This window comes from Spirillospora sp. NPDC048824, assembly GCF_043198455.1.
GTDB lineage: Bacteria > Actinomycetota > Actinomycetes > Streptosporangiales > Streptosporangiaceae > Spirillospora.
The window spans coordinates 17,263-29,454 of sequence record NZ_JBICUS010000003.1 but is presented as its reverse complement, the minus strand read 5'-3'; the positions used below and the strand labels follow the sequence as shown (position 1 = coordinate 29,454).

The following is a 12,192-nucleotide window of genomic DNA, read 5'->3' as shown; positions in this document are numbered from 1 at the left end:
TTTCCGCGAAAGACCAAGGTCAGGAAAACCGCTGACCTGGATCGGCCGATTCGTCCCGCCCTCGCTGGCGGACCGGCCGTGTTCTTGACGTCACCGTCGAGCACTGGGTCAGATGTACCGAGGGCCACCCGGCCAACCGACTCCGGACAGGGGAGCGCCGCATGGGCGTCGAGGGCATCGGCTTCTACGAGATCGCACGGAACCACCCGGACCGCCCGGCCATTCCGGCCCCCGGCGAACCGGTGTCCTACGGCGAACTGCACGCCGAGGTGAATCGCCTGTCGAACGCGCTGGGCGGTCTCGGGCTGCGTCCCGGCGACTCACTGGCGACCGTGCTCGGCAATCGGCGCGAATTCCTCACCGTCCTGCTCGCCACGATGCAGTCGGGCCTCTACCTCGTCCCGGTGAGCCGCCACCTGACCGCGCCCGAGGTGGGATACATCCTGGCCGACAGCGGCGCCAAGGCGGTCGTGACCGAAAGCGCGTTCGCCGGCGTCGTGTCGGGGGCGGCCGACGAGGCGGGCATTCCCGCCGAAGGGCGGGTGAGCGTCGACCCCGCCGAGGGCTACGGCTCGCTGGCCGCGCTGTGCGCCACGGGCGGCGCCGAGCCGCCCGGTAAGCGGCAGATGGGCTCGATCATGCTCTACACGTCCGGGACGACGGGCCGGCCGAAGGGCGTCCAGCGGCCGCTGTTCGACATCCCGCCGGAGGTGGTGCTCGACCTCATGCGGCAGACGCTGATGCGGAACCTCGGCCTCGAACCCGGCGACGAGGTCCACCTCGCCATCGGCCCGCTCTACCACTCCGCGCCGTGCGTGCACGCGCTGATGTCGCTCAACCTCGGCCACGCCGTCGTGGTCGTCCCGCACTTCCGGCCCGAGGACACCCTTGAGCTGATCGAACGGTACGGCGTCACGAACTCGTTCATGGTGCCGACGATGTTCCACCGCATGCTCGCGCTGCCCGACGACGTCCGGTCCCGCCACGACCTGTCGACGCTGCGGCAGGTGTACCACAGCGCCGCGCCCATCCCCGTCGAGACCAAGCAGCGGATGATGGACTGGTGGGGGCCCGTCCTCTACGAGTACTACGGCTCCACCGAGAGCGGACCCGTCGTCGTCGCCACCCCGGAGCAGTGGCTCGCCCACCCCGGCACGGTCGGGCGCGCGGTCGACGGCGTCCAGATCAAGATCCTCGACCCGGAGGGCGCCGAACTGCCGCCGGGGGAGACCGGCCTCATCTACGCCGGCGGGCAGCCCGGGTTCGAGTACCACGACGACCCGGAGAAGACCGCCTCCGCCATGCGCGGCGACCTCTACACGCCCGGCGACCTCGGCCACCTCGACGAGGACGGCTGGCTCTACATGAGCGACCGCCGCACCGACCTCATCATCGCCGGCGGCGTCAACATCTACCCGGCGGAGATCGAGAACGCCCTGCTGCAGCACCCGGCGGTCGGCGACGTCGCCGTCATCGGCGTCCCGGACGACGACTGGGGGCAGATCGTGGTCGCGCTCGTGGAGCCCGCCGAGGACGCCGCCGCCGGCGACGACCTGGCCGCGGACCTCCTCGCGCACTGCGGGCCCCGGCTGTCGAAACTGAAGCATCCGCGCCGCATCGAGTTCCGCGAGACGCTGCCGCGCACCCCGTCCGGCAAACTCAGCCGGCGCCGCGTGCGGGAGGACTACCTGGGAGAACACGCCGGCTGAACGCGTCCGGGGCGCCGCCGGGAGGACGCGTCCGAAGTCGTTGCGGTGAACGTCGAACGCCTCCGGGGACTCCTGCGTACAACGGCACATGAAGGACCAGAAGGTCGCCCCGCTCGACGACGTCGCCCCGACCCCCGCCCCGACGATGACCGACCTTCCCGTCGTCACCGACAACGCCGCCTACGCCGAGGCCGCCGCCTCCGCGGAGTCCGCGTCCCGGACACAGGACGACGACCACCGCGCCGGGATCGCACGCCTCGGCGACCCGGCCGCGGTCTGGCCGTGCGCCGGCTGCGGACGGCCCGTGCCGCAGCCGGTGCGCGGTGCCCGCACCGTCCGCTACTGCCATGACAACGACGGGGAGTGCGAGCGGTCCGCGCGGGAGAACCGCGAGCGCGGCCGGCAGTCCCCGGGACTCACCGGGCAGGTCGCGTGGGCGTGGGAGATGGTCGAGCGGCTGGAAGGCGCCGCCGACCGGCTCGCCGGCTCCCTGATGTCCGAGCTGAGCGTCGCCGGCGTCGAACGGCGGGTCGCCGACGTCCACGCCGACGCCGCCGGGCACATCGCGATCGCGCAGCGGGAACGTGACGCGTCCCAGCGGCAGGCCGAGGCCGCCTGGCGGGAGACCGCCACCGCCCGCGCCCGCGCCGACGCCGCCGAGCAGGAGGCCGCGTCCACCCGCACCCAGGCCGAACGCCTCACCGCCGAACGCGACGCCGCCAGGCGCGAATGCCGGGAGGCCGGGGACGAGGCCGAAGGCGCGCAGGCCGCCCGGCTGGCCGCCGAACGCGACCGCGACCGCGTCGCGTCCCGCGAGGGCGAACTGCTCGCCTCGCTGGAGAGCGCCCGCGCGGAACTCGTCTCCCTGCACGGGCGGCTGTCGGAGGCCGAGACCCTCGTCGAGGGGCAGCGCGTCGAGGCCGACGCGGCCAAACGCGCCGCCGAGGATCTGCGTTCCGCCGTCCGCGACGCCGAGGCCAAACGCGGCCAGGCCGTCGCCGACCGCGACCAGATGCAGGCACGGGCACGCGAATCCGAACAGCACAACTGGCAGCTGTCGCGCACCGCCGAGGAACTGCGCGCCGCGGTGACGGCGCTGACCGCCGAACGCGACGCCGCCCGCGCCGAGGCCGAACGCGCCCGCCGCCGCGTCGACGCCCTCACCGGCCTCGCGGACGGACGCCGCGACGGCGGCCCGCGCCCGGTCGTCGACCGGGAACCGCCGACCGGGCTGCATCCCGTGCCGCAGGTGAACGGCTCGTCCCTGGACGGCGGCGACCCGCTCGCCACCGACCCCATGAGGCGCACCGGCCATCACGACGGACAGCGCAACGGACAGCGCCTTCCCCACGCCGGCTGACCGTCACGCCGGCCGATCGACGCACCGCGAGGAGGTGAGGCTCTTCCCCCACTGCACTGGCCCTGAACCGGCCGCCGTATCGCACCGGGGTGGTACGGCGGCCGGTGCTAGCCGTGCCGGCCCCGGTCCGGACCCGGGTTCCGGGCCTTCAGATAGGCGGTGTAGTCGACGGCGCCGGCATGGACGGCGGCGTGCACCGCGCGGGCGATCCTGGAACCCCACGTGGAACGAGGACCCGCGAACGGCTCCGCCGCCCCGCCGCCGACCGCGGCAGCGACGCAGACGGCGTCGGACGCGGTCCCCGTGCACGGATATCCCGCTTCGAGGAGCGCCTGGGTCTTGGCCTCGGTCGCGGTGACGACCGCGTTCACCAGCGCCGCGTCGCTCAACGCGACGGGAACGGCGACGACGATGTTCACGGTCCCCGGGCTCCACGCGGGCGGAAAGGCCCCGTCCAGGCGGATCGGCGCCAGCTCGGGATCGGGCGTCCCGGCGGGGGAGGCCGCCCACGTCGGGACCCGCAGCCCCACCGTCGCCGAGACGCTCACGCCCTCGTCGTCCCGCCGCATGGTACGGGAGACCGACGCGGCGGTGAGCATCCCGACGCCCGGCCCGTCCAGGCCGTACGACCCGGCGAGCTCCTCCAGATGGACGACCGGGTCGGTGCGCGAGTAGCCGCCCGCGACCTGCGCGTTCAGCACCCACCCGGCCGGGCCGATCCCGCCGCCCAGCATCGCCGACGAGATCATCCGGTGCCCGGGGCCCGCCCGCCACACGGTCGAGGCGAGCCGCGCCCCGTCCTCCTCACGCCACACCGTCTCGATTCTCATGGACGCTCCAACGACAGGATCGGCCGGCCGCCGGGGCCGGTGGTGACGTGCACGCGCGCGTCGAAATGCGCCTCGACGGCGGAACGTGTGAGGACCCGCGCGGGCGCTCCCGCGGCGGCGACCCGTCCATCCGAGACGAGGACCAGGTCGTCGGCGTACTGCCCGGCCAGCGTCAGGTCGTGGATCGTCGTCACCACGGTCAGCTCGTCGGACAGCCGCAACTGGTCGACCAGCTCCATCACCTGCTGCTGGTGCCCGATGTCGAGCGCCGTGGTCGGCTCGTCCAGAAGCAGCACCGGCGTCTGCTGCGCCAGCGCCCGCGCCAGCACCACCCGCTGCCGCTCACCGCCGGAGAGATGGTCGAGGGGGCGGGTCGCGAAAGCGGTGAGGTCCAGCCGGTCGAGGACCTCCGCGGTGATCGCCCGGTCCCGCGCGCTCTCCCGGCCCAGGTGCGGGACGTACGGCGACCGGCCGAGGAGCGTGTAGTCGAACACCGTCATCCCCACCGGGAGGTTCGGGCTCTGCGGCGCGTAGGCGATCAGCCGGGCCCGCTGCCTCGGCTTCAGCGTCCCCAGGTCCACGCCCGCCACGGTGATCTCGCCGTGCGAGGGCACGAGCCCCAGGACCGCGCGCATCAGCGTCGACTTCCCCGCCCCGTTCGGCCCGATGATCGCCGTCCACGACCCGGCCGGGACGTCCAGCGACACCCCCTTCAGCACGGGCCGCCCGCCCAGCGCCACGTCCAGGCCCCGCACCAGTACCGTCACGTGTCCACCTGCCTGCGGCTCGCGCGCAGCACCGCGACGAAGAACGGCCCGCCGACGAACGCCGTCACGACGCCGAGCGGAAGCTCGCCCGGCTCGATCACCGTCCGCGCCACCAGGTCCGCCACCTCCAGGAACGCCGCCCCGCCCAGCAGCGACAGCGGCAGCACGATCCGGTACGAGCCGCCCGCCAGCCGCCGCACCACATGCGGCACCACGATCCCGACGAACCCGATCAGCCCGCTCACCGCGACCGCGCACGCCGTCGCCAGCGACGCCGCGACCAGCACCGTCAGCCGCACCCGCGCCGCGGACAGGCCGAGCGACGCCGCCTCCTCGTCCCCGACGCTCAGCACGTCCAGCAGCCGGCCGTGCGCGAGCAGGACCACCGTCGACACCAGCGAGTACGGGGCGATCAGCGCCAGCTGGTTCCAGTCGGCCGCCCCGACCCCGCCGAGCAGCCACGAGAAGATCCGCTGCAGCTCCTCCGCCTTCAATTGCTGCAGGAACGTCTGGATCGCCGCCAGGAACGACGACACCGCGACTCCGGCCAGCACCAGCGTCGCGGCCCCGTTCCCGCGTCCCGCCGTGTTGCCCAGCGCGTACGCCAGGAACACGCCGCCGATCGCGCCCGCGAACGCGGCGAGCGGCACCGCGTATCCGGGGTCGCCCGGCAACAGCACGATCACCGTCGTGGCGCCGACACCGGCGCCCGCCGCCGCGCCCAGCAGATACGGATCGGCGAGCGGATTGCGGAACACGCCCTGATAGCCGGCGCCCGCCATGGCGAGCATCCCCCCGACCAGCGCCGCCATCAGCGCCCTCGGCACCCGCAACTCGAACAGGATGTTCTCGTCGATGACATCGAGCCCCGAGTCGATGTGCACGAACGGAACCCGGTCGGCCAGCGCCAGCAGCACCCCGCCGACGGGCAGCCCCGCCGCCCCCACCAGCACCCCGGCCAGCAGGGTCGCGGCCAGGAGCGCGACGGCCAGGCCGAGCGACAGCGGCCGCAGCCTGGCCTGCCCCGCCGTCTCCGGCGACCCCTTCCGCACCATCACGCGCCACCCCCGGTGGGGCCGGGGGGTCATGGGCGGGCGTCCATGAGGGCGGTGATCACTGGATCTTCTGCACCGCGTCACCGATCGCCTTGACGAACTCGGGCAGGCGGGGACCCCAGCGGGAGGCGATGTCGTCGTCGAGTTCGACCACGCCCTTGTTCTTGACCGCGTCCAGATCCGACCAGCCGGGGCGCTCGGCGAGAGTGGAGGCGTTCTGGCCGCAGCACTTGGTGTCGGCCAGGAAGATCAGGTCGGGGTCCTGCTTGAGGAGGTACTCGCGTGACAGCTGCGGGTACTCGCCGCTCGCCTTGTCCGCCTCGTCGGCGATGTTGCGGAGGCCGAACAGCCCGTACACCTGGCCGACGAACGTCCTGGACGTCACGGAGTGGAGCTGGTTGTCGAGCTCGTGGTAGTAGCCGAGGCCCTTCGCCTTGGAGGACGCGGCGACCGTCTTCTGGATGCTCGCCCGCATGTCGCCGGTGAGCTTCTCGGCCTCGGCCGCGTGCCCGGTGGCCAGCCCGAGGTCGTTGATCTCGTCGTAGGCCTCGTCCACGTTGGTCGCCGCGGGCTCCAGCAGGACGGGGATCTCGACCTTCTCCAGCGCCTTGACGATGCCGTTCAGGTCGTCGGAGACGACGACGAGGTCGGGCTTGTACTCGATGACCGCCTCGGCGTTCGGCTTGAACCCCGACAACTTCGTCCGCGGCGCGTTGGGCGGGTGGTTGGAGTAGTCGTCCACGGCGACCACCTGCGGTCCCGCGCCGATGGCGAACAGCGTCTCGGTGTGGGTGGGGGAGAGCGACACGATCCGCTCGGGCCGGGCCGGGACGGTCACCGCGCCGTTGGCGGCCTGGACGGTGACGGCCTTCGCGCCTGAGGCCGCATCGCCGGTCTCGCCGTCGCCGCATCCGGCCGCGAACGTGACGGCGACGATCGCCATCACCGCGCCGAGGGTACGTACGGGTCTCACAGGAGCCTCCTGGGGTCCAGGGAAGCCGCGGCCCGCTCATCCATGACGGATCGCCCTTCCACGAGGTCGAGAATCGTCGGCGCGCGAGGAGGCGACCTGGCTCGGCCACATCGAGAGGGGCACCACAGTTGCGGGACAGCGCCGGATTCACACCGGACTTCGCTCCTGGCGCGCAGCATCGCAACGGTATCAGGCGCCGAATCCGGACCTGTCCCCCTATCGGAGCGGGCACCCGCCCCGCCGTCTCACGGCGGCGAACCCGCCCACGCCGGCGCCGAACCCGCCCACGCCGGCGACGGGCGGATCGACCACGCCCATCCGGACTGCGGCCCGGGGGGCCGCGTCTCCGGCGCCGGCGGCGATCCCTACGAGCTCATCTCGCCGTGAAGGACTTGAGGAACTCCCGGGTCCGGCCCCGGCCTTCGCCCGGAATGAACTCCGCGGCGACGAAATCGGTGACGCCCGCCTCGGACAACTCCTCCAGCTTCGCCGCGACCGTGTCCTCGTCCCCGACGACGGCCAGGTCCGCCGGGCCGTCCACTCCTTCGCGGTCCATCATCGCCCGATAGGACGGCAACATCCCGTACATCTCGAATGTCTGGCCTGCCTGCTCCCGCGCGCGCTCGGCATCGTCCGTGACGCACACGGGCAGCACGCACACGATCCGTGGTTCCGGGCGCCCCGCCGCCTTGGCCGCCGCCGTGATGGTCGGCGCGATGTGCTCGCGGACGGTCACGGGGCCGGTCATCCACAGCACCGTCCCGTCGGTCCGCTCCGCCGCGAGCTTGAGCATCTTGGGCCCCAGCGCCGCGAGCAGCACGGGCACCCGCCCCTCGTTCGGGACGCTCAGCCCCACGTCGCCCTGCACGGTCTCGCCCTTGAACGACGCGTTCTCCCCGGCCAGCAGAGGCAACAGCACCGACAGGTACTCGTCCATGTGGCGCAGCGGCCGGCCGAAGTCGTACCCGTACATGTCCTCGATGACGATCTTGTGTGACAGCCCGATGCCGAGGGTGAACCGCCCCTGGAGCGCCAGCGCCGTCGTCCTCGCCTGCTGCGCCATCACGGCCGGATGCCGCGGATACGTCGGCACCACCGCGGTCCCCAGCTCGATGCCCGGCACCCCGCCCCCGGCCACGGCCAGGGCGGTCTGCGCGTCCACCCCGAAGATCTGCGAGATCCACGCCGAGGAGAAGCCGTCGTCCGCGGCACGCCGCACATCGTCCGCCAGCCTGCCGAGCGCCTCGGCCCCGCCGCGTTCGGTCAGTAGAACTCCAAGACGCACAACGACCTCCCAGTCACCGATCTCACGCGATCCTTACACACCCCCGCCCCGACTCATCCCCGGCCGGCCCGATACGCCGCCCACCACAGCGGTCACCCCCGAACCACCCGTCCTCAACTGCGGGCGGCACGGTCCTTCGCCTCCATGAAGAAGTCGAGCATCGCCGTGGCGCCGGGCAGCTGACGCGCCGGACGCGCCGCCCCGAAGGGGGTGTTCCAGAATGACCCCTGACGCGGCTCCCAGGGCCCGGCATACGCATACGGCTCGCCCAGGAAGGCGTCCCCCGCGGACACTCCGTAGTTGACCTCGTCGAGGCTCATGCCCAGATCGAAGTGTTCCGGCCACAGAACCGGCGTGGTTTCCGGCGCGAACCTCGTCAGCGCTTCGAGGCCCCGGCCGAAGACTTCTTCGATGTGCCGCGCGGCCTCTGCGTCGATGCTGAGGACGTCGTCCAGGCCGACTCCGCTGCCGTCCTTGTAGAGACCTTCCGCGGCTCCGGCCTCGATGCCCGCCGCCGCAGCGAGCTCCCTGCAGGTGGCGCCGTTCAGCGGGATCTCCCGGTCACCCGCCACGAGCTCCGCCCCGTTCACCCGCAGCGCCGGCTCCTGAACGGTTCCGAAGCCGCCGTCGGTCACCGTCAGCCGTATCGTTCCGCTCTGCCTGTACTGCGGCCCGGCGAGCACGAGTTCGGCAACCCCGTGCAACGAGCGCCGTGCCGTTTCCAGAGTTCCCCGATCGACGGTCATCCTCCACCCTCCGCTTGAGCTGCGCCCGCCTCACTCCGCGTCGCCGGCAGGTCTGATCACGAACCGTCCGGGTCGCCGCCGCGGGGGCCGTACTCTTCCGCGAGTCTCCGGTCGTTCTCGGCCCACATGCGGTGGCGGGTGGCCGACTGCAGATGCGATTCGGCCTCCTCAGGATGGGCGATGGCCATCCGCTCCAGCAACATCGCGGCCCGATCATGGGCTTGCGCCGAGGAGACCATCGCCTGACGCGCGTACCCCTCGCCCTCACGCCCGTGCTCGACGTACGGCTCACCGAGCGCGGAACCGCCGGGCAACGCGGCGGCGCGATCCTCCGCGTTGCGGCGGCTCCCGCGCGCCCTCACCCGATGCGAACGGTTCTCGCTGCCCATACCAGCCAACCCGACGCCCGAGTCCGTCGATCAACCAGCCCTCCGGACACGTTCGACTACCTACCCCGCGCCCCCTCCGTTCAGCCCATCCACGGGCGAAGTCGTCGAGACCGGGCCCGAAGGGTTTCGGCATACCCCCATGTCAAGCGGCGGCCGGCAGCGACGCACCCCACGCGGGGACGCGGGCCGGCCATGACGTCCGGACGTGTTTCCCCTGGCCACGAAGGTGGTACAGCCGGACACACCGACGGCGGCCACCATCAGGTCGCCGGGGGCCATGCCCGATCATGGAGACCGTGGTGACATCCGAACCTCTCACGCTCTACACCGCCGATGACGTGCGGATCGACGCAGGTCACCTGCGGGGCGGCGGCGATCTCTGCTTCGTCCTGGCACACGGCTTCACATGCTCGTGGCGGCAGCCCGTGCTGCGCCGCATCGCCGGTGTCCTCAACCGGTACGGCGGGGTCATCGGGCTGGACTTCCGCGGCCACGGCAGGTCCGGCGGGCGTTCCACCGTCGGCGACCGTGAGGTGCTGGACATCGACGCGGTGGTCATGGCGGCGCGCCGCAGAGGCTACAAGCGGATCGCCGTCACAGGCTTCTCCATGGGCGGTGCGGTCGCCGTCCGGCATGCGGCATTGCACGGTGGGGTGGACGCGGTGGTCTCCGTCAGCGCGCCGGCCCGCTGGTACTACCGCGACACGGTGCCGATGCGGCGCGTGCACTGGGCGATCGAACGACGCGTCGGGCGGTTGGCCGTGCGCCTGGCCCGCGGCACCCGGATCGCTCCCGGCGGGTGGGATCCCGTGCCAGAGGCACCGCACGAGGTCATCGGGCGGATCGCCCCGGTCCCGCTGCTGGTCGTCCATGGGGACGCCGACGCGTTCTTCCCGCTCGAACACGGCCGGCAGTTGTACGAGGCGGCGCGCGATCCACGGGAACTGTGGGTCGAGCCCGCGTTCGGCCATGCGGAAGTCGCCGCGACACCTGACTTGATCAAACGCATCGGTGCCTGGGCCGCGGTCGCCGTCAGGAAGTGAGGACCCAAAAGCCGCGCCGGTTCGACGTTATCCACATTGCGGCGGCCGCGCCTCGGCCGGCCGGCCGAGCATCACCGCCACCCGGCTCGACCCGCCGGTGCCGTGCACGCGTTCGGCAATCATAGGCGCGGACCGGTGTTCCGGTGGGAGGCGACCAGGACGGCCGGGCGGGATGGACGCGGCCCTGGGAAGCGCGGGCCGCGTCCATCCCCGGACCGGTCAGGAAGTGAGAGAGAGCGCGGCGAACGTGTGGTCCGCCCAGAGCGCGGCGAACGTGTGGTCCGCCCAGAGCGCGCGCGACGTTTCCTCCGGGTACGGGGCGACGGCGCAAGTGGTGTCGAGGATGCGGGTGAGGCGCCGGGACGGCTCGTAGGCGGGCCAGCCCGGGTCACCGGACCTCGCGAACCCCGTCCAGGCGGGACGTATCTTCTCCGACAGTTCCTCGGCGGCGGTCCGGTCGCCGATGAGCAGGTCGGCCATGCCGCCCACGAGGTTGCCCCATACGAGCGGGACGTCCAGGGCGTGACAGGCGCCCAGAGCGGAAGGGGACCAGGCCAGTTCGTAAAGGTGCACGCGGCCCCCGCGGCGGTTTACGCCTCCGCGAGGTGAAGTGTCGGCATGCGGAAGAGCCAGTCGGAATGGACGAGATGGGCCACCTGCCGGGGGGCGACAACGCATGCCCGCGATCCTCCCCGGCGGGCGTGACCGCCGGCCACCGGTTCTTCCGCTCGATGGAAGCCGTGCTGACGGATCCTTGGACGAGCGGCGATGGTCGTGGCGAACGCAGCAGTGACCGCTGTTGCGGACATCCGGCATCGTGACGCGGCCGTCACCGCGGAACGGCCGAACACACCGGCCGCGGCCCGGACGGCCGGCCGGCCGGCCATAAGGCGCAGGGGCCTGGACGGCGGGCGGGCCGGACACGTGGGCACGGGGCCGGGCGGAGGATCGGCTGAAGATGTGGCGCGGGCCTGGACGGTGGGTGAGTTCGAAGGTGGGGTTGTGAGCACGGGAACCGAGACGGAGGTCGTCGTCGACGGCAGGACGGATCTCGCCGACGGCGTTGTGGGCTTGACCCTGCGTGCCGCGAGTGGGGGAGACCTGCCGTCCTGGCGTCCCGGCGCGCACATCGACGTGGTCCTCGGCGATGACCTCGTCCGGCAGTACTCGCTGTGCGGCGACCCGGCCGACTCGCGGACGTGGCGGGTGGGCGTGCTGAAGGAGGGGCCCGGTTCGACGGCCGTGCACGAGCGGGTGCGTCCGGGGGACAAGCTCGTGACGCGCGGGCCGCGCAACAACTTCGGGTTGGAGGACGCGCCCCGCTACCTGTTCCTCGCCGGCGGGATCGGTATCACGCCGATCCTGCCGATGGTGGCCGCCGCCGACGCGGCGGGGGCCGACTGGCGGCTCCTGTACGGCGGACGCCGGCGCTCCGCGATGGCCTTCCTGGACGAGCTGTCCGGCTACGGGGACCGGGTCGGCGTCCGTCCCCAGGACGAGTGCGGCCTGCTCGACCTCGACGGTGCCCTGACGGCGGCCGGGCCCGGCACGCTCGTCTACTGCTGCGGGCCGGAGCCGATGCTGGCGGCGGCCGAGGAACGTTGCGCCGCCCTGCTCCCGGGGGCGCTGCGCACGGAGCGCTTCGCCCCGAAACCCGTCACCGGCCCGGACGACGCGTTCGAGGTCGAGCTCGCGGTGAGCGGCCGCACCCTGGAGGTCGAGCGGGGCTGCTCGATCTTGGAAACCGTGGAGAAGGCGGGGGTGAGCGTCCTGTCGTCCTGCCGCGAGGGGACGTGCGGGACATGTGAGACGCCCGTCCTGGAAGGCGAGCCCGACCACCGTGACTCGGTGCTGACCGAGGAGGAGCGCGCGGACGGAGGCTTCATGATGATCTGCGTCTCCCGGGCCCGCGGGCCGCGTCTCGTCCTGGAGCTTTAGGGGCCAGGGGGCGGTGCCGGCCGCAACACACGCCGACCACCTGGGCCGATCTGCGGGCCGGAGCGGACGCGCCCGGCTAGGCTGTCGGCATATATCG

The 12,192-nt window shown here is 72.6% G+C and carries 12 protein-coding genes and 1 riboswitch; of the genes, 4 read left to right on the top strand and 8 right to left on the bottom strand.

What is annotated here, in order from left to right; translation table 11 throughout:
• The first annotated feature begins 161 nt into the window (after nucleotides 1-161).
• Nucleotides 162-1,709, top strand: a complete 1,548-nt coding sequence (locus ACGFIS_RS06495; protein ID WP_392913085.1) for an AMP-binding protein — start codon at nucleotides 162-164, stop codon at nucleotides 1,707-1,709.
• An 88-nt stretch (nucleotides 1,710-1,797) separates the two neighbouring features.
• Nucleotides 1,798-3,069: a chromosome segregation ATPase gene (locus tag ACGFIS_RS06490; RefSeq protein WP_392913083.1), complete on the top strand. Its 1,272-nt coding sequence runs from the start codon at nucleotides 1,798-1,800 to the stop codon at nucleotides 3,067-3,069.
• A gap of 107 nt (nucleotides 3,070-3,176) precedes the next feature.
• On the opposite strand, the gene ACGFIS_RS06485 is transcribed toward ACGFIS_RS06490, so the two are convergent.
• The 7 genes from ACGFIS_RS06485 to ACGFIS_RS06455 all read right to left on the bottom strand — a co-directional run bounded on the left by ACGFIS_RS06485 (nucleotide 3,177) and on the right by ACGFIS_RS06455 (nucleotide 9,114).
• Nucleotides 3,177-3,899: an adenosylcobinamide amidohydrolase gene (locus ACGFIS_RS06485; protein ID WP_392913082.1), complete on the bottom strand. Its 723-nt coding sequence runs from the start codon at nucleotides 3,897-3,899 to the stop codon at nucleotides 3,177-3,179.
• Nucleotides 3,896-4,666, bottom strand: coding sequence for an ABC transporter ATP-binding protein (locus tag ACGFIS_RS06480; RefSeq protein ID WP_392913081.1), 771 nt, complete (start codon nucleotides 4,664-4,666; stop codon nucleotides 3,896-3,898). Before ACGFIS_RS06480 ends, ACGFIS_RS06485 begins: the two co-directional genes overlap by 4 nt.
• On the bottom strand, nucleotides 4,663-5,721 hold the full coding sequence (locus tag ACGFIS_RS06475) for a FecCD family ABC transporter permease (RefSeq protein ID WP_392913080.1): 1,059 nt from the start codon (nucleotides 5,719-5,721) through the stop codon (nucleotides 4,663-4,665). The genes ACGFIS_RS06480 and ACGFIS_RS06475 overlap by 4 nt, the downstream gene beginning before the upstream one ends.
• Before the next feature lie 58 nt (nucleotides 5,722-5,779).
• Nucleotides 5,780-6,694: an ABC transporter substrate-binding protein gene (locus ACGFIS_RS06470; protein ID WP_392913079.1), complete on the bottom strand. Its 915-nt coding sequence runs from the start codon at nucleotides 6,692-6,694 to the stop codon at nucleotides 5,780-5,782.
• Nucleotides 6,695-6,769: 75 nt separating this feature from the next.
• Nucleotides 6,770-6,892: riboswitch (cobalamin riboswitch) on the bottom strand.
• 175 nt (nucleotides 6,893-7,067) lie between these two features.
• On the bottom strand, nucleotides 7,068-7,979 hold the full coding sequence (locus tag ACGFIS_RS06465; protein ID WP_392913078.1) for an LLM class F420-dependent oxidoreductase: 912 nt from the start codon (nucleotides 7,977-7,979) through the stop codon (nucleotides 7,068-7,070).
• Nucleotides 7,980-8,092: 113 nt separating this feature from the next.
• Nucleotides 8,093-8,725: a hypothetical protein gene (locus tag ACGFIS_RS06460; protein ID WP_392913077.1), complete on the bottom strand. Its 633-nt coding sequence runs from the start codon at nucleotides 8,723-8,725 to the stop codon at nucleotides 8,093-8,095.
• 56 nt (nucleotides 8,726-8,781) lie between these two features.
• Nucleotides 8,782-9,114 (bottom strand): hypothetical protein, encoded by a 333-nt coding sequence (locus ACGFIS_RS06455; protein ID WP_392913076.1) that lies wholly within the window; start codon nucleotides 9,112-9,114, stop codon nucleotides 8,782-8,784.
• A gap of 299 nt (nucleotides 9,115-9,413) precedes the next feature.
• Between ACGFIS_RS06455 and ACGFIS_RS06450 the strand changes: the two genes are divergently transcribed.
• The gene (locus tag ACGFIS_RS06450; protein WP_392913075.1) at nucleotides 9,414-10,157 is read left to right on the top strand and encodes an alpha/beta hydrolase; all 744 of its coding nucleotides are present in this window, start codon (nucleotides 9,414-9,416) and stop codon (nucleotides 10,155-10,157) included.
• A gap of 219 nt (nucleotides 10,158-10,376) precedes the next feature.
• Here ACGFIS_RS06450 and ACGFIS_RS06445 read toward each other — a convergent pair whose 3' ends face one another.
• Complete coding sequence (locus tag ACGFIS_RS06445) at nucleotides 10,377-10,730, bottom strand: hypothetical protein (RefSeq protein WP_392913074.1); 354 nt, start codon at nucleotides 10,728-10,730, stop codon at nucleotides 10,377-10,379.
• A 429-nt stretch (nucleotides 10,731-11,159) separates the two neighbouring features.
• Here ACGFIS_RS06445 and ACGFIS_RS06440 point away from each other — a divergent pair, with 429 nt between their 5' ends.
• The gene (locus ACGFIS_RS06440; protein WP_392913072.1) at nucleotides 11,160-12,095 is read left to right on the top strand and encodes a PDR/VanB family oxidoreductase; all 936 of its coding nucleotides are present in this window, start codon (nucleotides 11,160-11,162) and stop codon (nucleotides 12,093-12,095) included.
• The last annotated feature ends 97 nt before the right edge of the window (nucleotides 12,096-12,192 follow it).